The organism is Devosia lacusdianchii (assembly GCF_022429625.1).
Taxonomy (GTDB): Bacteria; Pseudomonadota; Alphaproteobacteria; order Rhizobiales; family Devosiaceae; genus Devosia; species Devosia lacusdianchii.
Genome location: NZ_CP092483.1, coordinates 2,330,803 through 2,349,994 on the forward strand (window position 1 = coordinate 2,330,803; position 19,192 = coordinate 2,349,994).

The 19,192-nt window shown below is 62.4% G+C and carries 21 protein-coding genes and 2 tRNA genes; 19 read left to right on the forward strand and 4 right to left on the reverse strand.

The annotated features are described in order from the left end of the window. The first annotated feature begins 88 nt into the window (after positions 1 to 88). Complete coding sequence (locus MF606_RS11415; RefSeq protein ID WP_240229360.1) at positions 89 to 448, forward strand: hypothetical protein; 360 nt, start codon at positions 89 to 91, stop codon at positions 446 to 448. Between the two features lie 40 nt (positions 449 to 488). Here the strand turns inward: MF606_RS11415 and MF606_RS11420 are convergent. Both MF606_RS11420 and MF606_RS11425 read right to left on the reverse strand, forming a co-directional pair. Continuing rightward, positions 489 to 564: transfer RNA gene (locus MF606_RS11420), tRNA-Trp, on the reverse strand. Between the two features lie 57 nt (positions 565 to 621). Continuing rightward, positions 622 to 1,014 (reverse strand): MAPEG family protein, encoded by a 393-nt coding sequence (locus tag MF606_RS11425; RefSeq protein ID WP_240229361.1) that lies wholly within the window; start codon positions 1,012 to 1,014, stop codon positions 622 to 624. 200 nt (positions 1,015 to 1,214) lie between these two features. Between MF606_RS11425 and MF606_RS11430 the strand changes: the two genes are divergently transcribed. From MF606_RS11430 to MF606_RS11455, 6 genes are all read left to right on the forward strand, one after another. Further along, positions 1,215 to 1,802, forward strand: coding sequence for a HupE/UreJ family protein (locus tag MF606_RS11430; protein WP_240229362.1), 588 nt, complete (start codon positions 1,215 to 1,217; stop codon positions 1,800 to 1,802). A gap of 82 nt (positions 1,803 to 1,884) precedes the next feature. Next, positions 1,885 to 1,958: transfer RNA gene (locus MF606_RS11435), tRNA-Gly, on the forward strand. A 108-nt stretch (positions 1,959 to 2,066) separates the two neighbouring features. Beyond that, positions 2,067 to 2,750, forward strand: coding sequence for a TetR/AcrR family transcriptional regulator (locus MF606_RS11440; protein ID WP_240229363.1), 684 nt, complete (start codon positions 2,067 to 2,069; stop codon positions 2,748 to 2,750). A gap of 44 nt (positions 2,751 to 2,794) precedes the next feature. Continuing rightward, complete coding sequence (locus tag MF606_RS11445) at positions 2,795 to 3,649, forward strand: metallophosphoesterase (RefSeq protein ID WP_240229364.1); 855 nt, start codon at positions 2,795 to 2,797, stop codon at positions 3,647 to 3,649. Positions 3,650 to 3,666: 17 nt separating this feature from the next. Beyond that, positions 3,667 to 4,965 carry an ABC transporter substrate-binding protein gene (locus MF606_RS11450; RefSeq protein WP_240229365.1) on the forward strand — a complete coding sequence of 433 codons (1,299 nt, stop codon included), beginning with the start codon at positions 3,667 to 3,669 and terminating at the stop codon, positions 4,963 to 4,965. A gap of 55 nt (positions 4,966 to 5,020) precedes the next feature. Further along, positions 5,021 to 5,755 carry a tyrosine-protein phosphatase gene (locus MF606_RS11455; RefSeq protein ID WP_240229366.1) on the forward strand — a complete coding sequence of 245 codons (735 nt, stop codon included), beginning with the start codon at positions 5,021 to 5,023 and terminating at the stop codon, positions 5,753 to 5,755. Between the two features lie 5 nt (positions 5,756 to 5,760). Here the strand turns inward: MF606_RS11455 and MF606_RS11460 are convergent, their stop codons facing one another. Beyond that, positions 5,761 to 6,330: a TetR/AcrR family transcriptional regulator gene (locus MF606_RS11460; protein WP_240229367.1), complete on the reverse strand. Its 570-nt coding sequence runs from the start codon at positions 6,328 to 6,330 to the stop codon at positions 5,761 to 5,763. A gap of 148 nt (positions 6,331 to 6,478) precedes the next feature. Between MF606_RS11460 and MF606_RS11465 the strand changes: the two genes are divergently transcribed. From MF606_RS11465 to ugpC, 6 genes are all read left to right on the forward strand, one after another. After that, positions 6,479 to 7,354 (forward strand): metallophosphoesterase, encoded by an 876-nt coding sequence (locus MF606_RS11465; protein ID WP_240229368.1) that lies wholly within the window; start codon positions 6,479 to 6,481, stop codon positions 7,352 to 7,354. Between the two features lie 17 nt (positions 7,355 to 7,371). Then, complete coding sequence (locus tag MF606_RS11470; RefSeq protein WP_240229369.1) at positions 7,372 to 8,661, forward strand: ABC transporter substrate-binding protein; 1,290 nt, start codon at positions 7,372 to 7,374, stop codon at positions 8,659 to 8,661. A 101-nt stretch (positions 8,662 to 8,762) separates the two neighbouring features. Next, positions 8,763 to 9,644, forward strand: coding sequence for a carbohydrate ABC transporter permease (locus MF606_RS11475; RefSeq protein ID WP_240229370.1), 882 nt, complete (start codon positions 8,763 to 8,765; stop codon positions 9,642 to 9,644). Continuing rightward, on the forward strand, positions 9,634 to 10,509 hold the full coding sequence (locus MF606_RS11480; RefSeq protein WP_240229371.1) for a carbohydrate ABC transporter permease: 876 nt from the start codon (positions 9,634 to 9,636) through the stop codon (positions 10,507 to 10,509). The genes MF606_RS11475 and MF606_RS11480 overlap by 11 nt, the downstream gene beginning before the upstream one ends. Next, positions 10,509 to 11,243, forward strand: coding sequence for a tyrosine-protein phosphatase (locus tag MF606_RS11485; protein ID WP_240229372.1), 735 nt, complete (start codon positions 10,509 to 10,511; stop codon positions 11,241 to 11,243). Before MF606_RS11480 ends, MF606_RS11485 begins: the two co-directional genes overlap by 1 nt. A 2-nt stretch (positions 11,244 to 11,245) precedes the next feature. Beyond that, the gene (gene ugpC, locus MF606_RS11490) at positions 11,246 to 12,373 is read left to right on the forward strand and encodes a sn-glycerol-3-phosphate ABC transporter ATP-binding protein UgpC (RefSeq protein ID WP_240229373.1); all 1,128 of its coding nucleotides are present in this window, start codon (positions 11,246 to 11,248) and stop codon (positions 12,371 to 12,373) included. Positions 12,374 to 12,427: 54 nt separating this feature from the next. Here the strand turns inward: ugpC and hpaR are convergent, their stop codons facing one another. After that, positions 12,428 to 12,877 carry a homoprotocatechuate degradation operon regulator HpaR gene (gene hpaR / locus MF606_RS11495; protein WP_240229374.1) on the reverse strand — a complete coding sequence of 150 codons (450 nt, stop codon included), beginning with the start codon at positions 12,875 to 12,877 and terminating at the stop codon, positions 12,428 to 12,430. A gap of 181 nt (positions 12,878 to 13,058) precedes the next feature. Between hpaR and MF606_RS11500 the strand changes: the two genes are divergently transcribed. The 6 genes from MF606_RS11500 (at position 13,059) to hpaH (ending at position 19,182) form a co-directional block, all read left to right on the forward strand. Then, positions 13,059 to 13,445, forward strand: a complete 387-nt coding sequence (locus MF606_RS11500) for a 5-carboxymethyl-2-hydroxymuconate Delta-isomerase (protein ID WP_240229375.1) — start codon at positions 13,059 to 13,061, stop codon at positions 13,443 to 13,445. A gap of 10 nt (positions 13,446 to 13,455) precedes the next feature. After that, on the forward strand, positions 13,456 to 14,973 hold the full coding sequence (gene hpaE / locus MF606_RS11505; protein ID WP_240229376.1) for a 5-carboxymethyl-2-hydroxymuconate semialdehyde dehydrogenase: 1,518 nt from the start codon (positions 13,456 to 13,458) through the stop codon (positions 14,971 to 14,973). 74 nt (positions 14,974 to 15,047) lie between these two features. Continuing rightward, positions 15,048 to 16,028 carry a 3,4-dihydroxyphenylacetate 2,3-dioxygenase gene (hpaD, locus tag MF606_RS11510; RefSeq protein WP_240229377.1) on the forward strand — a complete coding sequence of 327 codons (981 nt, stop codon included), beginning with the start codon at positions 15,048 to 15,050 and terminating at the stop codon, positions 16,026 to 16,028. A 9-nt stretch (positions 16,029 to 16,037) separates the two neighbouring features. Further along, positions 16,038 to 17,507 carry an NADP-dependent succinate-semialdehyde dehydrogenase gene (gabD, locus tag MF606_RS11515; protein WP_240229378.1) on the forward strand — a complete coding sequence of 490 codons (1,470 nt, stop codon included), beginning with the start codon at positions 16,038 to 16,040 and terminating at the stop codon, positions 17,505 to 17,507. Beyond that, positions 17,507 to 18,385, forward strand: coding sequence for a fumarylacetoacetate hydrolase family protein (locus tag MF606_RS11520; RefSeq protein ID WP_240229379.1), 879 nt, complete (start codon positions 17,507 to 17,509; stop codon positions 18,383 to 18,385). The genes gabD and MF606_RS11520 overlap by 1 nt, the downstream gene beginning before the upstream one ends. Further along, positions 18,382 to 19,182 (forward strand): 2-oxo-hept-4-ene-1,7-dioate hydratase, encoded by an 801-nt coding sequence (gene hpaH, locus MF606_RS11525; protein ID WP_240229380.1) that lies wholly within the window; start codon positions 18,382 to 18,384, stop codon positions 19,180 to 19,182. Before MF606_RS11520 ends, hpaH begins: the two co-directional genes overlap by 4 nt. The last annotated feature ends 10 nt before the right edge of the window (positions 19,183 to 19,192 follow it).

Consider the following 19,192-nt stretch of genomic DNA (forward strand, 5'->3'; position numbering starts at 1 on the left):
TGCGCCGATGCTGCACCAGTGACATGGACATAAAACGGCCCGCCGCCGATATTTGTGCTGAAGCGTCGTCAGCATAAGAGCAACGTCATTGAGCACAGCACCACTGACAAAGACCTACCTGGCCACCAGCTACGCTATCGCCGCGCTACTTCTGGCAGCTGCGACATGGCTGACATGGGAATGGCATTGGGCGATTAGGCTTGTGCTGCTCGCTTATCTGCTGCCTGGCACAGCCTTGTTTCCAATCGCCCGCCTGCCCGCCGAGTCGCTCGTCGTTGCAACGGCTTTGTGGTCACCTGTAGAACTGACCGGGCTCATCGCCTTTGTGCCGCGAGCGCTTGTTTATCTCGTGGTTTGGGGCGCCTGGATCGTGTTTGCCCCAATCGGCGGTATCATGCTCTGGTCGGCCCAGCAGCGCGCCCCGGAGCAAAGCGCGAGCCATCGCTGATCGCGAGCGACAAGTATCAACAATTTCAATTGATTGTGCCTGGCAGGGGCTGGGGGACTCGAACCCACGACCCTCGGTTTTGGAGACCGATGCTCTACCAACTGAGCTAAACCCCTTCAGGCGAGGGTGTGTCTAATGGCAAAGTCCGACTTTCGCAAGACCCTTCCGGGGCGTTAGCTCCAGATGTGAGGCAGCAGCGGAATGACCATGACCGCGTTGCCGATCAGGCTGAGAAGGTAGCAAACCGAACGCCATGGTGTGAGCCCCTTCATGTAGCAGATCAGATGGCCGGAGCGTGCGAGCAAATAGAGCCCCGCACCGGCCAAAGATAACCAGCCCTGCTCGCCGTAGACGATCGAGAGGACGGCGAGCACGAGGAAAATCGGCAGCGTCTCTAGGAAGTTTCCGAGCGCCCGCCGTGAGCGGGCGAGTTCGCGGCTGGGCGCGGGGAGATTGTCGCGCGGGCCCATCTGGGCAGCGGCGCCAACCTGATCGACCAGGTACTTTCCCGGCAGTTGCACCTGGACGACGAGCAGTGCGAGTACGAGCAGAATAATCAGCAGCATCAATAGTCTCACCATGAATCAGGTGGAGAACCGGTAGCAGACCGGTATCGCGTCGAGTAGCGCAAAGGATCATTGGACGCTGCGGCGTGTTCGCCATTTACAAGCCGTGAGCCGTGGCCAATAAATGTGACGCGAGTTCATGGAAGCTTCGGCGGCGCCGACAACGGTCACTCAGGGGCAAATGCCCCGGAAGGATATCAATGCGTCTTCTGCTGGCTCTGGCCATTCTGGTTCTCTCTCCCACCCTGGCTTTCGCCCATACCGGCGTCGGGCACACAGCCGGGTTCTTCCACGGCTTCGAGCACCCCATCGGCGGGATCGACCACGTGCTGGCCATGGTTGCCGTCGGCGTCTTCGCCTATGTGATGGGCGGGCGGGCACTCTGGCTGGTGCCGCTTTCCTTCGTTGCCATGATGGTGGCCGGATTTGCCCTCGGCATCGCCCAGGTCGAGATTCCCTTTGTTGAACTGGGTATCGCTCTGTCGAGCGTCGTTATCGGCGCGGCAGCGGCGCTGGGTCGGCCTATGCCCACCGCGGGGGCCATGGCGCTGGTTGGCATGTTCGCGATCTTTCACGGCCATGCGCACGGGGCAGAAATGCCCGCCGATACCAGTGGGCTAACCTACGCGGCAGGCTTCGTGACAGCCACCGCCCTGCTCCATCTGATCGGAATCGCAGCCACCTTTGGCGTCGCCAAGATTATCGGAAAGTATGGCAAGCTCGCCGCGCGGATTGGCGGCGCTGCATTTGCGCTGGGCGGCATGGGCGTGCTGGCCGGCTGGTTCTAGCTATCTACGAGAAGACCGATCCGGAAGGGGTTGCCATGCCCCTCCGGCTCGCGCTAATGCCTTTCGCGTCGGTTTCGACCGGGCGGGTATAGCTCAGTGGTAGAGCAGCAGCCTTCCAAGCTGAATATGCGGGTTCGATTCCCGCTACCCGCTCCAATTTCCAGCTTTGACGTGAGACGGCGTCGATGACGCGCAGTGGCTGTCCGAAGCCAGCCAGCATTCGCAGTCACGCGTGTGTCACACCCCGGGTAGAAACTCCCTCCCGTGCAGCGCGCGACGGCGAAGAACTCCACCGCAGAAAACTTGCAGGCAGCTTGTGAAGAGCTGCTGCGTATTGCTGCGCATCCCGATGAAGTTACCGTCCGCAGTATCGCCCGGCGCGCGGGAGCCAGCGTCGGGGCGATCAGCTATCATTTCGGCAGCGTCGAGCAGCTGATCTTTTCGGTCGCGCAGCGGGTCTATCTACGCCTCAACGCCGAGCGACTGACCCTGCTGCATGCGGCGGTCCAGCGCGCACATCCGGCACCAGTGCCGCTGGAAGACCTGATTGTCGCTCTCGTCGGCCCCTCGATACGCTGGAGCCTTGATTCCACGTCCAGGTATAGCGTCATGCGGCACATGACGACCTTGGCCCAGGCCAGCGATCACCCCGAGATCTTTCGCTCGATGATAGAGGATGTGGAACACCACCTGCTGTTCATTCCGCATTTTCGCAAGATCGCGCCGTGGCTGGATGAGGTCGATATCGGCTTTCGCATCTCATGCCTGCTCGGCGTCCGGTCGCAGATGACGCGCAGCCGCGATCGCACTGATGAACTGACCGGTCATCGCCTCGACCTGGACGATCCCGAACTGGTTCTGGCACAAGTGGTGGCGGCGACGGCGCCAATGTTCACCGCGCCCGCCGCGCCCAAGTCGAACACCGTTCCAAACTCGTCACGTCACTGAGACGACGGCCGATTAGGTCCTGTTCCGTCAACGGAGCCAGACCGATGGGCGAAACGACCTTCATTCACCTGACCGACCTTCATGTCGGCAATCCCGCAGTGGTCGATGACCACCTGTTCAGCGATACCTCGGCTACCCTCGAGCGCGTGCTCGAGATGATCGGCATGATGGACCAGACGCCGCAATTCATCATCGCCAGCGGCGACCTGACCAATCGCGGCGATGTCGACAGCTACCTCCAGCTCAAGGCCATCATGGCGTCGATCGACCTGCCGGTAATCTATGCCATCGGCAATCACGATACCCGCGCCGGCTTTTACCAGGGGATTCTTGAACGGAACACCGATCTCGATGCACCCTATGATCACGACAGGATCGTCGCCGGCATCCACGTTATCACGCTCGATACCACCACACCCGGCCAGATCGGGGGCAGTCTCGAACCCGAACAATTCGCCTGGCTGGAGGCGGCGCTCGATGCCCATCCCGCGCTACCCAAGCTGATCGTTGCCCACCACGCGCCCGCGCTCGGCGATACTCCGCCCTGGGATCATTGGCGGACGATCGAATTCGGACAATCCCAGCAATTGGCCACCCTGCTCAAGGGCCGCAATATTCTTGCGATCCTCTCTGGCCACATCCACCACGACCGGTTCTCGGTGTGGCATGGCATCCCGGTCATTGTCGGCATGGGTCAGCATGCGGCCACCGACATCCTGACCAGCAACGTCTTGCGCATGGTGGAGGGCGCCTCATTCGGCATCGGCACCATCCGTCGCTCCGGCCTCACCATGGCGCTGGTGCCGCTGCCGCAGACGCGTGCCGAGCTCAACCGCTACGACCTCAAACTCCTTCGACAGAAGCAGGAAACTGCCCTGGCCGAAGCCGCCGCCAGCTGACACCCAGGACCAATCCCATGATCAAGCGCACGTTTCTCAAACTGCTGGCCGCCGCCAGCCTGGGCTACACCGCCCTTTCCGGCGTTGCCTTCGCCCAGATGGCCGATGCCATCACCGAGCCGGTGACCATCACGTTTTACAACTACAACCTCGCCACAGCGAGTGCCGGCGCCGATGCCACGCGCGAGCTGATCGCCCAGTTCGAAGAAGAAAATCCCAATATCAAGGTTGAAGCGATCGGCGTTCCGTCCAACGAGATCGTCACGCGCCTCCAGGCCGACATGGCCGCCGGCCAGCAACCCGATATTGCCCAACTGGTTTTCCGCGACCTGATCTACATTGCCAGCGACCTGGGCGCCAATGCGCTTGAGGACATGGCCGGCCCCCAAGCCTATGCCGATCTCACCGACGGCATGATCCCGCGCGGGCTCGACCTGGGCAAGGTCGACGACAAGACCTATGGCCTGGCCTATACCTTCTCGACCCCGATCCTCTATTACAATGCCGACCTCTTTCGCGCCGCCGGTCTCGACCCGGAAAACCCACCCAAGACCTGGGCCGAGGTCAAAACCGCCGCGGAAGCCATCGTCGAAAACACAGATGCGGAAGGCTTCTTCCCCGGCGCCTATGGTCCGGCCGACGGCACCTTCGTCTATCAGGCCATTTTGATGTCCAACGGCGGCAAGGTCCGTGATGGCAATACGCTGACCTTTGCCGATCCCGAGGGCATCGAGGCCGTGCAGATGCTGCGTGACATGGTCGATAGCGGCGCCCATGCCCGCATTGACCCGGCCAATCCGAGCGAGGCCATGGCGGCCGGGCAACTGGGCATGTTCCTCTATACCAGCGCAGTGCAAAACAGCCTTTCGACCGCCTCGGAAGGCAATTGGGAGTTGCGCGTCGCCGCCATGCCCGCGTTTGGCGACAAGCCGACCGCGCCCACCAATTCGGGCAGCGCGCTCTATACTTTCTCCAAGGATCCGATCAAGCAGCGCGCCTCCTACGAGCTGATGAAGTTCCTGACCTCGAGATACGGCTACACGATCATCACCAGCAAGATCGGCTATCTGCCGCTGCGTCTCGATATCGTCGACGATCCCGCATTCCTCGGCCCCTGGACAGCCGAGCACCCACTGATCCGCCCCAATCTCGAACAGCTCTCGCGCCTCACCCCCAATGTCGCCTTCCCCGGCCCCAACTATCGCCAGGCCGAAGCAATGATGAAGGACGCCGTTACCGAAGCCGTGCTGGGTGAGGGCGATGTGGCCGAAGTCCTCACCAGCGCGCAGGAAAACGCGCAGGGGCTGATGCCCTGATCGTTCCGGGCGCGGGTATTCCCGCGCCCACCCTCCCGACAAATTGGAGGCAGCCATGACTATGGCAGCGATGCGTCATTGGCCTTTGCCTGACACCCACAATGTTCGCGATCTCGGCGGCTACGCTCGCAAGAGTGGCGGGAACACCCAGTGGGGCCGCCTGCTGCGTGGCGAAGCGCTGCATCCCCTGAGCCAGGATAGCATCGACCATCTCGTCGCGCAGAACCTTGCACTAGTGATCGATCTGCGCGGCCCGCACGAAACCGGCCACACGCAGCATCCCTTTCGCGATCATGCCGGCGTCGCCTACCGCAACATTCCGCTGTTCGACGTGCTGTCCCCCATCGCCATGGCGAAACCGCCCTTCGACATGACGCAGCGCTATCGCGACGCGCTGGACAAATGTGGGCCACGGCTGGCCGAGGTCTTCCGCGCCATCATCACTGCATCGCCCGGCGTAATCCTCTTCCATTGCACCGCCGGCAAGGATCGCACCGGCATCGTCGCCGCCCTGCTGCTGCTGCTTGCCGGTGTGGAGCGCAACGACGTCGCCGAGGACTATGCCCTCACCGCCGCCGCCGCTGGCCTGATCGCGCCATTGCGCGCGCGGGCCTTGGCAGCGGGTGGCGAACCGGATCATGTCGACCGCATGCTGGCCAGCGATGCTGCGACAATGCTGGCCATGCTCGACCACCTCGATGTCCGCCACGGCGGCATCCACCGCTACCTGGCGGAGATCGGCCTGGCGCCTGGCGACGTCGACAAACTGCGTGACCGGCTATGCGCCTGATCGCTTCAGGCCGCGATGGCCGCCCAGCACATGGCGGCAACAAGGTCACGGTCATCCTTCGACAGGGTGGATGCCGTCAGCCGGCGTCGGCGCAGCGTGTTGCGGATCGAGCCACGCACAAAGCTGATGATCATCGTCGCCGGACCCGGGCGCACCACGCCGTCGGCCTGTGCCAGCTCGATCATGGCAATGCCGTGGGCCACGAAGGGCGCAAACACCGTTATCGCGTCATTCAGCGCTATCAGCGGATTGTTGTCGAGATAATCGAACAGGCGCGCCCGCTGCGCGTCCTGCCAGATGAAGTCGATATAGTCGCCGATATACTGACGGACCCGCATTTCCGGCGTGCTGGCAGGATCGGCCGGCGTCATCAGGCTCTCGATCATCTCTGCGGTCGTGCGTTCGTAGACGCCCAGAACCAGGGCTTCCTTGGACGCGAAGTAATTGTAGAGCGAGCCGGTCGCTACGCTCGCCTCTTCGGCAATCGCCGACATCGAGCACTGCAGTCCGTTGCGAACGATCAGGCGCGCAGCCGCGGCCAGAATACGCTCGCGCTTATCGAGAACGGCATCCATCTACTGAATGAACCTTCATTCATCTGTCATCGAGACACGTTAGCTGTGTCTCCATCGTCGCACAAGTCGCTTTTAGAAAATCAAGGCGAAACAGTCAGTTACAGCAGAAGTAGCGGTCTGGGCCGCTGCCGGAGCAAGGAGAACGCTCGTGTCCGAAACCATCACTTTCGTGCATCTCACCGATCTGCATATCGGCAATCCGGCCGTGCAGGATGATCATCTCTATTCCGACACTAGCGCCACGTTGCGGGCCATCCTCAGCGAGATCAAGACGTTGGTGCCGCAGCCAAAATTCATTGTCGCCAGCGGCGACCTGACCAATCGCGGCGACCAGGCAAGCTACGACAACCTCAAGGCCATTCTGGCCGAAGCCGAGCTCGACATGCCAGTGCTGTTCGCGCTGGGCAACCACGACCGTCGCGACGGCTTCTACCCCGCCATGCTCGGCCGCACCGACAACGTCCGCGCACCCTACGACCACTCTCAAGTCATCGCCGGCGTCCATATCATCGTGCTCGATTCCAGCGTGCCTGAGAAAGTCGGCGGCGATTTCGAACCTGGTCAGATCGAATGGCTCAAGGCCGAACTCAGCAACCATGCCGACTTGCCCAAACTGATCGTCATGCACCACGCACCCTCGCTCGATGCTGACCCGGCGATGGAATGGGAATCGATGTCGATCGCCGGCACCGAGGCGCTGCGGCAGGCTGTCGAAGGCAAGCACGTCATCGGCATTCTTTCCGGCCACATCCATTTCGACCGCGTCTCCAATTGGTACGGCATTCCGGTGGTCGTCGGTATCGGCCAACATGCCGCCACTGACGTAACCTGGCTGCATGAAGGCCTGCGCATGCTGTCGGGCGCCTCCTATGCCATCGGCATGCTGCGCCCGTCGGGCCTCTCTATCACCTTTGCGCCGCAGCCGGCCGAACGTCGCGAGCTCAACAGCTTCACCTGGGCCGGCATGGCAGAAATGCTGAAGAAATACCAAGCCGACACCGCCGCCGTTGCGGCCGCCGAATGAACAGGAAACCTTTCAACATGCTTCGCACGACAATCCTTGCCGGCTTGCTGGCCCTGTCTGCGGCTGCGCCAGTGCTAGCCCAGACCATGGCCGCGGCGGTCGACCAGCCCGTCACGATCCGATTCTACAACTACAACCTCGCCACTGCCGGTCTCGGCGCCGAGGCGACGCAGAAGTTGATCAACGAATTCATGGCCGCCAACCCAAATGTCACCGTTGAAGGCGTTGGCTATTCCAGCGCCGATGCCAGCCGCATCCAGGCCGACATGGCCGCTGGTCAGCAGGTCGATCTGGTCCAGACCGTGTTCAGCGATCTCGATTTCTCGGTCAGCAACTTCGGCGCGCAGGCGCTCGAGGACATCGTTCCGACCGGCGAGCTGGCGGCTCATCTCGAAGGCATGCATCCAAACGGCACCAAGCTGGGCGTGCTCAACGGCAAGACCTACGGCCTGGCCTACACCTTCTCCACGCCTGTGCTGTTCTACAACGCGGACCTGTTCCGTCGGGCCGGGCTTGATCCCGATAGCCCACCCAAGACCTGGGCAGCTGTCAAGGAGGCAGCTCTTGCCATCGAGGGCAAGACTGACGCCGAAGGCTTTTCTGGGGGCATCCTCGGCGTCGGTGCCGCTGATTGGCTGTTCCAGGGCGTCGTTCGCTCCAACGGCGGCGAAGTCATCTCGCGCGACCGCACGACGTTGAAGTTCGCCGAACCGGAAGCCGTCGAGGCAGTGCAGATGCTGCGCGACCTCGGCGATGCAGGCGTCTATGAAACCTATGAAGGCCTCGGCGCCGTCGAAGCCATGTCGGCCGGCAAGCTCGCCATGTATCTCCAGACCAGCGCGCTCCAGGGCGGTCTCGTGGCCGGTGCTGCCGGCAATTTCGAGCTGCGCTCGTCCACCATGCCGCAGTTCGGCGACAAGCCGACCCGCCCCAACAATTCGGGTTCGGCTCTCACCATCCACACCACTGACCCGGTCAAGCAGCGCGCTGCCTGGGAGCTGATGAAGTTCCTGACCTCCGAGCACGGCTATACCGTCATCACCTCGGAAATCGGCTACCTGCCCTTGCGCCCAGCCATCGTCAACGATCCGAAATATCTCGCTGGCTGGATCGCCGAGCACCCGCTCGTCGCGCCCAATCTCGAGCAGCTCGACCGTCTCGAGCCCTGGGACCCGATGCCGGGCCCGAACTACCGCCAGATCGTCAAGACAATGATGGATGCGGTGGAAATGTCGGTCTTCGGCGGTGCCGATGTTGCGGCAACCCTGGCCGATGCGCAGGCCAATGCCCAGGCGCTGATGCCGTAACCTCTTGGTCCGCCACTGCACGGAATGGCGGACCAAACTCTCACTTCCGAAAGGAGCGCGCCATGGCGCCGGCTTCGGCTACTCAACCCAGACTTCGGCGCATGACCCAGTCGCGCGTGGCGCCCTGGATTTATCTGGCGCCCGCGCTCATCACCCTTGTGGTCTGGATCTATTGGCCCCTGGTCGACGCCGTTCGGCTGAGCTTCTACCAGTGGAACATGCTGCCCAACTCGCCGCAGCTGTTTGTCGGCTGGGAGAATTACCAACGCATCTTCTCGCTGCCCAAATTCTGGCAGGCTCTGCGCAATACCGGTGTCTATATCCTCGGGCTGCTGCCCCTGGCGGTACTGATCCCGTTGGTCATCGCCATCTACACCCACGACCTGCCCAAGCGCTCGCGTAACATCTACCGCGCTATCATCTTCGTGCCGATGATCATCGCCCCCGTCGTTGCCGCCGCCGTATGGCGTTGGTTGCTCGATCCCGGCTACGGCCTTGCCAACCAGATACTCAAGGGTATGGGGCTCGACCCAGTCAAATTCCTCAGCGACCCCCGTATCGCCATCTGGACCGTCATCGTCATCACCGGCTGGAAGCTGATGGGCTTTTCGACCCTGATCCTCGCCGCCGCCAATGCCAACATAAATCCCTCGCTGATCGAAGCCGCCCGAATGGACGGCGCCAGCAAGTGGGAAGTCATTCGCGACGTGCGCTTGCCCTTGCTGAGCTCGACGGTGCTGTTCCTCGTGGTGATGACCATCCTGCTCGGCGCGCAGTGGAGCTTCACCTACATCAACGTGCTGACCGGTGGCGGCCCCTTGGGCGCGACCACCAACATCTACTACCTGCTCTGGGATTTCGGCTTCTCTACTATGTCGGTGGGTTGGGGCTCGGCCTCGGCGGTCATCCTTTTCCTTGGCTTCGGCCTCATAGCCTTCGTGCTGTTTCGCCTGATCGACAGGTATTCCTTCCATGACAACTGATGCGCTCGCCCGCCCCGCGCTGCGCCGGCCGGCCACCCTGCGCCGGATTTCCGCCCAGTCCGGCCTTAACACCGCCGCCGGTCATGTGCTGATGGTGCTGCTGTCGATCTTCTGCCTGTTTCCGGTTTACTGGATGCTGGTCAGCTCCTTCCGGCCGGCCAATACGCTGTTTGAAACCAGCCTCTGGCCGACGCAGGCGTCGCTCGACAATTACACCACGGCCATCGACGCCATCCCGATTGCCCGGATGCTGGCCAATACGCTGGTCTTCTCGGCCGTCTCGACATTGCTTCAACTGCTGACCGGGATTCTGGCCGCCTTCGCCTTCGCCCGCTGGAAATTCCGCTTCGAGAAGCTGGTCTATACCGCCGTCGCCCTCACCTGGCTGGTCCCCTTCCAGGTTGTGATGATCCCCAATTACCTGCTCATCGCGCAGATGGGTCTGCTCGACAGCGTCATGGCACTGATCCTGCCCAATCTGGCTTCAGCACTGGCCATCATGCTGCTGGCCCAGGCCATGCGCGGCTTCCCGCGTGAAGTCATCGAGGCGGCGCGCATGGATGGCGCCGGCAACTGGCGCATCCTGTGGGAAGTGCTGGTCCCAAATCTCAGCGGCACCATCGCCTCGCTCGCCATCCTCATCTTTATTTCGACCTGGAACGAGTATTTCTGGCCGCTGCTGCTGAGCCGCACCGCCGAAAACAGCGTCATCCAGATCGGCATTCAAATGTTCATGACCGCAGAGGGCAACCAATGGGGGCCGCTAATGGCAGCCTCTACCCTGGCCAGCCTGCCGGTCCTCGTCATCTACGTCGTCCTGCAACGGCAGGTCGTCCAGTCCTTCATGAAATCCGGAATTCGCTGATGCAAACCCCGCAAACCCGCCACCTGCCAATCCCCGGCACGCACAATGTCCGCGACCTCGGCGGCTACCCCGCTGCCGGCGGCCACACGCAGTGGCGACGCCTCCTGCGCGCCGATGCCCTCCATCGCCTTGATGAGGCCGGGATCGGCGAACTGGTCGCGTCCGGCGTCAGCACCGTCATCGATCTTCGCCATGGCGACGAACTGGCCCACCAGCCAAACCCCTTCCATGGTCACGCCACGGTCTCCTACCACAACGTGTCTTTGCTCGAGGGCCTGTCGCCAAACCTGATGGACGAGGGCGACCTGCTGCTCGGGCTCTACAAGATGGCCCTGCTGCAGCGTCAGCCGGCTCTGGCTGAGGTGTTGCGTATCATAGCGGAGGCCCCGCCCGGGGCCGTGCTGTTCCACTGCACCGCAGGCAAAGACCGCACAGGCATCGTCGCAGCGCTCCTGCTTGGCGTTGCCGGGGTCGAAGCCGGTTTGATCATCGACGACTATGCGCTCACCGCTGGCCTCATCGCGCCCATCGTCGCCGATATAACCGCCGGTGCTGTGGCGCGCGGAGCCGATCCCGAGAGCTTCAAGCGCTTTCTCGCCTCCGAACCCGAAACCATGGCGGCCACCCTGGCCTTCATCGACGCCGAGTTCGGCTCGATGCCTGCCTATCTCGGCCGGATCGGTCTCGACGACGCCACCATTGATCGCCTGCGAAACCGTCTGTTGGGAGAATGACCATGGCCAATCTCGCCATCACGGACGTCAAGAAGAGCTATGACGGCAAGCCCGTCCTCCACGGCATCGACGTGACCATCCCGGACGGTCATTTCGCCGTCATCGTCGGTCCCTCCGGCTGCGGCAAGTCAACCCTCCTCCGCATGATTGCCGGACTTGAGGACATCACCTCGGGCACCATCGCGATCGGTGGCACGGTAATGAACGACATCGAGCCATCCGATCGCGGCTGCGCCATGGTGTTCCAGAACTACGCGCTCTACCCGCACATGACCGTACGCCAGAACATCGCCTATCCCCTGCGCATCGCGAAACTGCCCGCCGCTGAGCGGGACAAACGCGTGGAACAGGCCGTCAAAATCCTCGACCTCACGGAGTATCTTGACCGCCGTCCGGCTCAGCTTTCGGGTGGCCAGCGCCAGCGCGTCGCCATGGGCCGCGCCATCGTGCGTGAACCCGACGTGTTCCTCTTCGACGAGCCCCTCAGCAACCTCGACGCTCTGCTGCGCGTGCAGATGCGCATCGAGATCAAGCGCCTGCACAAGCGCCTCAACGCCACCTCGATCTTTGTCACCCACGACCAGGTCGAAGCCATGACCCTGGCCGATACGCTCATCGTCATGAATGGTGGCCGGGTCGAGCAAATCGGCTCCCCCGCCGAAATCTACCGCAGGCCTGCCTCAGTCTTCGTCGCCGGCTTCATGGGCGCTCCTGCCATGAACCTGCTGCCCGCCACCGTGAGCAATGATGGCGACGTCACGCTCGACCTGCTCGCCGCCAACGCCCCGATCGGACGCGCACCCCTAGCCCAGGGCAGCCTGATCACCCTTGGCATTCGCCCCGAAGACATCGCTCTCTCGCCGCAGGCGAACCAGGGCCTTGCCGCCAGCGTCGAACTCGTCGAAGAGCTCGGTGGCTCCCGCGTGGCCTATTGCAAACTCTCAGGTAAGGAGGTGGCCGTCGTACTGCCGCCAGGCGACGAGGACTACGAAGGCAAGACCGTTTGGCTTACCCTCCGCAGCCAGGCGCTGCATGCCTTCGACCGCGTCACCGGCGAGCGCATCGACGTGCGGTTCGCCGACCCATCGAACAGGTTTACCAACGCGCGCGAAACGCACGAGTCCGCGTAACCGCCGACGGCTCCCGGCGGCAATCAACAGCCGGGACCACCCATACTTTGAAGGTCACGCGTCGCTCTGGCTCTTGATCAGGGCCTCGAGCATGTCGAGCAGCTTTTCCATTTCCGCATGGCCATACCGCGCTTCGAGCTCGGTATAGATGGCGCGGCGCTCGGGCGAGACTTCCTCGATCAACGCCATGCCGGCCGGAGCAATGGCCAGCTGAACCCGCCGACCATCGTCCTCGAACTTGCCGCGCGTGATAAAGCCGCGATCCTCCAGCGCCTTGATGATGCGCGTCAGGCTGGGCGCCAGGATAGAGGCGCGCTCGGCGACTTCCGTCGCATCGAGCGGGCTCGATTCGCCGAGCACACGGATGACGCGCCATTGCTGCTCGGTTACATCGTGCCGCGCCAGCATGGGCCGGAATCTTGACATCACGGCTTCGCGCGCCCGCAGGAGCGACATGGGCAGGGAACGGCGCGTATTGTGCGGCAGCAAGACGACCTCCGGCATGTCGGGCGGCTGGAAGGCAGGACTGCCCCCTTGCGGCTATAGCGCTATCGGCCCTGCCAAGGCAACGGGGCCACCCTGCCCCAGATGCCTGCCAGAGGCCAAAAATCCATGCTTGACCTCTGCTCGCCAATTATTTAACACGTTAAATAGATTGATTGCAACCGAACCTGAGGAGGGCGCGATGCCGCATCTCTCCATCGAATATTCTGCCAATCTAGACGGCCATGTCGAGATGAACGCCTTTTGCCCGCTCATCAGGAAGACCATCCTGGAAAACGGCCCGTTTGAAATCGGCGCCGTGCGCGTACGGGCCTTCAGAGCGGATGCCTGGGCGGTTGCCGACGAACTGCCGGAGAACGGCTTTCTCGATATGTCCTTCCGCATCGGCCAGGGCCGAACGGCGGAAGAGAAGGAGCGCGTGGGCGCGGCGATCTTTGCCGCTGCCAGCAACTTTCTCGCCCCTCTTTTTACCACACCTCATTTCGCTCTCTCGCTCGAAATTCGGGAAATCGACGCGGCGCTGAGCTGGAAGAAGAATGCCATTCATCCGCGGCTGCGCGGAAAATAACGGAAACCAAATGTCTGATTTTGCGGAAAATCTGAAGAAGGCCGAGCGCTACCTTGCGCGGTTCAAGGCTAAAGCTGTGCTCAACCATATCAATGGCGAAGCGGTGCCGGCGCTCGACGGCGCGGTTTTCGAGACGATTTCGCCGGTCGATTTACAGCCGCTCGCGAAGGTCGCCCTGGGCAAGGCGGCTGATATCGATCGCGCGGCCAAGGCAGCCAAAGCGGCTTTTCCCGCCTGGGCGACAATGAGCGGGGTAGCGCGCAAGGCGCTGCTGCACAAAATTGCCGATGCCATTGAGGCGCGGGCCGAGGAAATCGCCTTGGTCGAATGCATGGATACCGGCCAGTCGATCAGATTCATGGCCAAGGCAGCCTTGCGCGGTGCGGAAAATTTCCGCTTCTTTGCTGACCGTGCGCCCGAGGCACGCGATGGTGCCGCGATCCGCGGACCCGGCCAGCTCAATGTGACGAGCCGCAGCCCGATCGGCCCCGTCGGCATCATCACGCCCTGGAACACCCCGTTCATGCTCTCGACCTGGAAGATCGCGCCGGCTTTGGCTGCGGGCTGCACCGTGGTGCACAAGCCGGCGGAATTTTCGCCGCTGACAGCGCGGCTGCTGGTGGAAATCGCCGAGGAAGCGGGTCTGCCCAAGGGTGTGTGGAACCTCGTCAACGGTTTCGGCGAAGACGCCGGCAAGGCACTGACCGAGCACAAGGATATCAAGGCGATCGGCTTTGTCGGCGAGAGCCGCACCGGCTCGCTGATCATGAAGCAGGGCGCCGATACCCTCAAGCGCGTGCATTTTGAACTGGGTGGCAAGAACCCGGTTATCGTCTTTGCCGATGCCGACCTCGAACACGCCGCCGATGCCGCCGTGTTCATGATCTACTCGCTCAATGGCGAGCGCTGCACCTCGTCTTCGCGTCTTCTGGTCGAAGCCTCGATCTATGAGCGGTTTACCGCCATGGTGGCGGAAAAGGCCCGGCGCATTCCGGTCGGCCATCCGCTCGACCCCAAGACTGTTGTGGGTCCGCTGATTCATCCCGAGCACGAAAAGAAGGTGCTCGACTATATCGCCGTCGGCCAGGCCGAGGGCGCGACCCTGGCGGCCGGGGGTGAAAAGCAGGCGGGACCGGGCGGCGGCTGCTATGTGACGCCAACGCTCTTTACCCAGGTGCGCAACGACATGCGCATTGCCCAAGAGGAGATCTTTGGGCCGGTACTCAGCGCTATTCCCTTTGCTGATGAGGCCGAGGCGCTCGCAATAGCCAATGACGTGCCGTACGGGCTGACTGGCTATCTCTGGACCGCGGATGTGACGCGCGCGCTGCGCTTTACCGACGCGCTCGATGCGGGCATGATCTGGGTCAACTCAGAAAATGTCCGCCATCTGCCGACGCCGTTTGGCGGGGTCAAGAATTCCGGCATCGGCCGCGATGGCGGCGACTGGTCGTTCGACTTTTACATGGAAACCAAGAACGTTGCCTTTGCGACCGCGCCCCACGCGATCCAGAAGCTCGGCGGCTAGACCCGGCCGCCCGTTCAGCTGCAATCAGAGCGCACCGGGGCAAGGCAAGTATCTTGCCCCGCAAGGAGGAAAGCGTGCCGCTACCGACACCCAATCTCTACCCCGCCTTCAATATCATCCGCCTCAGCCATGTCGAACTGGCCGTGACCGATCTTGCCAAATCGCGCGCCTTCTATGTCGACACGCTCGGCCTGCAGGTGACTGACGAGACCGCCGACACCATTTATCTGCGGGCTCTTGAAGAACGCGGTCACCACTGCATCGTGCTCACGAAGGCCGAACAGGCCGAAGCCCGCGACCTCGGCTTCAAAGTGTTCAGTGAAGACGATCTCGACAAGGCGGCGCATTTTTTCAAGGGCAAGGAATTGCCGGTCGAATGGGTCGAGCGCCCGCATCAATCGCGCACGTTCCGTACTCGTGACCCGCACGGGATTCCGCTTGAATTCTACGCCAAGATGGAACGGCTGCCGCCGATCCATCAGAAGTATGCGCTCTACAAGGGGGTCAAACCGCTTCGCATCGACCACTTCAACTGCTTCTCGCCCGATGTCGACGCATCGGTGGCCTTTTACAATGAACTCGGCTTCCGGGTGACCGAATATACAGAGGACGAGGTCAGCAAGAAGCTCTGGGCTGCCTGGACCCATCGCAAGGGCGGCGTGCACGACATTGCCTTTACCAATGGCCGGGGCCCGCGGCTGCACCATGTCGCCTTCTGGGTGCCGACACCGCTCAATATCATCGACCTGCTCGACCTGATGGCGACGACCGGGTGGCTCGCCAATATCGAGCGTGGCCCGGGCCGGCATGGCATTTCCAATGCCTTCTTCCTCTATGTCCGCGATCCCGACGGGCACCGCATCGAAATCTATTGCTCCGATTACCAGACGGTCGACCCCGATCTCGAACCCATTCGCTGGGACCTCAAGGACCCGCAGCGCCAGACGCTGTGGGGGGCGCCGGCCCCGCGGTCCTGGTTCGAGGAAGGCAGCGGCTTTGCCGGGGCCGAAATCGTACCGGCAGTGCTGGATGCCCAGCCCATTATTGCGCCATGAGCAAGTAAGATGAGCAAAACTCTCGCTGATCCCAGCCTCTTACGACAGGCCGCCCTGGTGGGCGGCATCTGGATCGAGGCCGCCAAAGACAATGCCGTTGCCGTCAACAATCCGGCGACGGGCGAACTGGTTGGCCTCGTGCCCAAACTCGGCGCCAAGGAAGCGCGCGAGGCCATCGAGGCGGCGCGCCTGGCGCAGATCGAATGGGCCCAACGCACGGCCAAGGAGCGCTCGGGGATATTGCGGCGCTGGTTCGAGCTGATGATGCAGAGCCAGGACGATCTCGGCCTGATCCTGACGCTCGAGCAAGGCAAGCCGCTGGCCGAGGCCAGGGGCGAGATTGCCTATGGCGCAAGCTTCATAGAGTGGTTTGCCGAGGAAGCCCGGCGCATCTATGGCGACCTTGTGCCCGGCCACCAGCGCGACAAGCGCATCATGATCATGAAGCAGCCCATCGGCGTGGTTGGGGCAATTACACCGTGGAATTTTCCCAATGCCATGATCACGCGAAAGGCCGGGCCGGCACTGGCCGCAGGCTGCGCCATGGTGCTGAAGCCCGCTTCACAGACGCCTTTTTCGGCCATTGCCCTGGCGGTGCTGGCCGAACGGGCCGGATTGCCGCCGGGTCTTTTCAGCGTGCTGACGGGTTCGGCCGCTGAAATCGGCGCCGAGATGACGTCGAACCCGGTGGTGCGCAAGATCACCTTTACCGGCTCGACCGAGATCGGCGCGCAATTGATGGCCCAGAGCGCTCCCAGCATCAAGAAGCTGGGACTGGAGCTGGGTGGCAACGCACCTTTTATCGTCTTTGACGATGCCGACCTCGACGCCGCTGTGGAAGGGGCACTGATCGCCAAATTCCGCAACAATGGACAGACCTGCGTCTGCGCCAACCGCATCTATGTGCAGGAAGGGGTTTATGACGCCTTTGCCGAGAGGCTGAAAACGGCCGTGGCAAAACTCAAGATCGGCAATGGACTTGAAGACGGTGTGATCCTCGGGCCGTTGATCGACAAGAAGGCCGTTGCGAAGGTCGAGGAGCATATTGCCGATGCTGTCGCCAAGGGTGCGAGCGTGGCGCTTGGCGGCAAGCCGCATGCTCTGGGCGGCACTTTCTTTGAAACCACCATCCTTACTGGGGTGACGACGGACATGGCCGTCGCCCGCGAAGAAACGTTCGGGCCGCTGGCGCCGCTTTTTTCCTTCAAGGACGAGGCCGATGTCATCGCCCAGGCCAATGACACCGAATTTGGCCTCGCCTCCTATTTCTACGCCAATGACCTCGCCCGCGTCTGGCGCGTCGCCGAGGCGCTCGAATATGGCATGGTCGGGGTCAATACCGGGCTCATCTCCACTGCCGAAGCGCCCTTTGGGGGCATCAAATCCTCGGGTCTCGGGCGCGAAGGTTCCAAATACGGCATCGAGGAATTCTGCGAGATCAAATATGTCTGCCTCGGCGGCATTGGGGGGACGAACTGATGCCCGACTATGGACGCCTCGCCACGGTGACTGCTGGCGGCGCAACCCGCTATGGCCTCGTCAGGGATGATGGCTTTGTCGATCTCAGCGCCCGGTTCGGCCAGCAATGGTCAAGCTTGCGCGAGGTGATCGAGGCAGGTGCCCTGGGGCAGCTGGTCGAGGCGGGGCGGTCCCTGTCGACCGATTTTGTCCTTGATGCCGTGACCTACCAAATCCCCATTCCAAGCCCGGAAAAGATCATTTGCGTGGGGGTCAACTATCCCGACCGCAATGAGGAATATAAGGACGGCCAGGCGGCGCCCTCCAATCCGTCTCTGTTTCCGCGCTTTCCTCGCTCGTTTGTCGGCCATGGCGTGCCGCTCAACCGGCCGCCTGAATCCCCGCAGCTCGACTACGAGGGCGAGGTGGTTCTGGTGATCGGCAAGGGCGGTCGGCGCATTGCCGAGATAGACGCTCTCGACCATGTCGCGGCACTTAGCCTTTGCAACGAGGGCACGATCCGCGACTGGGTGCGTCACGCCAAGTTTAACGTGACGCAAGGCAAGAACTTCGACGGCACGGGCGCTATCGGGCCGTGGCTCGTACCCTATGTCGAGGAAAGCCAGATTGCCGATATTGCGCTCACGACGCGCGTCAATGGCGAGTTGCGCCAGGACGACCGCACCAGCCGCATGATCTTCGGGTTCCGCAAGCTGATCAACTATATCTCGACCTTCGCCACCCTCGTACCCGGCGACATGATCGTCACCGGCACGCCGACCGGAGCGGGTGCGCGGTTCGAGCCACCGATCTGGCTCAAGCCGGGCGATGTCGTCGAGGTTTCGGCGACCGGACTCGGCACGCTGCGCAATCCGATTGCCGACGAGGTATTGGCATGACGCCGGAAGAGATCGAAGGCCTTGCCGAACGCCTGTTCGAGGCCGAGCGGACGCGGACCCAGACCAGGGTGCTCAGCCTCGAATTTCCCGAGGCCAATATGGACGACGCCTACGCGGTGCAGGCGGCGCTGATCCGGCGCAAGCTCGCCGCGGGCCGCAAGGCCAAGGGTTGGAAGATCGGGCTGACCTCGAAGGCCATGCAATATGCGCTCAATATCGACATTCCCGATTCCGGGGTCTTGCTTGATGACATGTTCTTCCCCGACAGCGCGACAATCCCGGCGGATCGCTTCATCCAGCCACGGGTGGAGGCCGAAATCGCCTTTGTGATGAAAGCGCCGCTCGAGGGGCCCGACGTCACCATTTTCGACGTGCTCAACGCCACCGACTATATCACGCCAGCGCTCGAAATCCTCGATACGCGCGTGCAGCGGGTCGACCCCGAGACCAAGAAGGCGCGGACCATTTTCGACACCATCTCCGACAATGCCGCCAATGGCGGGATCGTCATGGGTGGGCGCCCTGCCCGGCCGCTCGACGCCGATATGCGCTGGATCGGCGCTATTGTCTCGCGCAATGCCGAAATCGAGGAAACGGGGCTCGGGGCCGGCGTGCTCAACCATCCGGCCGCCGGGATTGCCTGGCTCGCCAATCGGCTGGCGCAATATGGTTCTTCCATTGCAGCCGGTGATGTCGTGCTGTCGGGCTCGTTCATCCGCCCGGTCGAGGCCCGGCATGGCGATACGATCACCGCCGATTTCGGCCCCTATGGCACTGTCAGCGTCTATTTCGCCTAGGAGAACCAGG

What these genes read in the sequence shown, in the direction of transcription:
- ugpC (WP_240229373.1), top strand. Translation starts at nt 11,246, where the DNA reads ATGGCCAATCTCGCCATCACGGACGTCAAGAAGAGCTATGACGGCAAG.
- MF606_RS11445 (WP_240229364.1), top strand. Translation starts at nt 2,795, where the DNA reads ATGGGCGAAACGACCTTCATTCACCTGACCGACCTTCATGTCGGCAAT.
- MF606_RS11425 (WP_240229361.1), bottom strand. Translation starts at nt 1,014, where the DNA reads ATGCTGCTGATTATTCTGCTCGTACTCGCACTGCTCGTCGTCCAGGTG.
- gabD (WP_240229378.1), top strand. Translation starts at nt 16,038, where the DNA reads ATGAGCAAAACTCTCGCTGATCCCAGCCTCTTACGACAGGCCGCCCTG.
- MF606_RS11480 (WP_240229371.1), top strand. Translation starts at nt 9,634, where the DNA reads ATGACAACTGATGCGCTCGCCCGCCCCGCGCTGCGCCGGCCGGCCACC.
- hpaH (WP_240229380.1), top strand. Translation starts at nt 18,382, where the DNA reads ATGACGCCGGAAGAGATCGAAGGCCTTGCCGAACGCCTGTTCGAGGCC.
- hpaE (WP_240229376.1), top strand. Translation starts at nt 13,456, where the DNA reads ATGTCTGATTTTGCGGAAAATCTGAAGAAGGCCGAGCGCTACCTTGCG.
- MF606_RS11455 (WP_240229366.1), top strand. Translation starts at nt 5,021, where the DNA reads ATGACTATGGCAGCGATGCGTCATTGGCCTTTGCCTGACACCCACAAT.
- MF606_RS11450 (WP_240229365.1), top strand. Translation starts at nt 3,667, where the DNA reads ATGATCAAGCGCACGTTTCTCAAACTGCTGGCCGCCGCCAGCCTGGGC.
- MF606_RS11460 (WP_240229367.1), bottom strand. Translation starts at nt 6,330, where the DNA reads ATGGATGCCGTTCTCGATAAGCGCGAGCGTATTCTGGCCGCGGCTGCG.
- MF606_RS11470 (WP_240229369.1), top strand. Translation starts at nt 7,372, where the DNA reads ATGCTTCGCACGACAATCCTTGCCGGCTTGCTGGCCCTGTCTGCGGCT.
- MF606_RS11485 (WP_240229372.1), top strand. Translation starts at nt 10,509, where the DNA reads ATGCAAACCCCGCAAACCCGCCACCTGCCAATCCCCGGCACGCACAAT.
- MF606_RS11430 (WP_240229362.1), top strand. Translation starts at nt 1,215, where the DNA reads ATGCGTCTTCTGCTGGCTCTGGCCATTCTGGTTCTCTCTCCCACCCTG.
- MF606_RS11500 (WP_240229375.1), top strand. Translation starts at nt 13,059, where the DNA reads ATGCCGCATCTCTCCATCGAATATTCTGCCAATCTAGACGGCCATGTC.
- hpaR (WP_240229374.1), bottom strand. Translation starts at nt 12,877, where the DNA reads ATGCCGGAGGTCGTCTTGCTGCCGCACAATACGCGCCGTTCCCTGCCC.
- MF606_RS11520 (WP_240229379.1), top strand. Translation starts at nt 17,507, where the DNA reads ATGCCCGACTATGGACGCCTCGCCACGGTGACTGCTGGCGGCGCAACC.
- MF606_RS11475 (WP_240229370.1), top strand. Translation starts at nt 8,763, where the DNA reads ATGACCCAGTCGCGCGTGGCGCCCTGGATTTATCTGGCGCCCGCGCTC.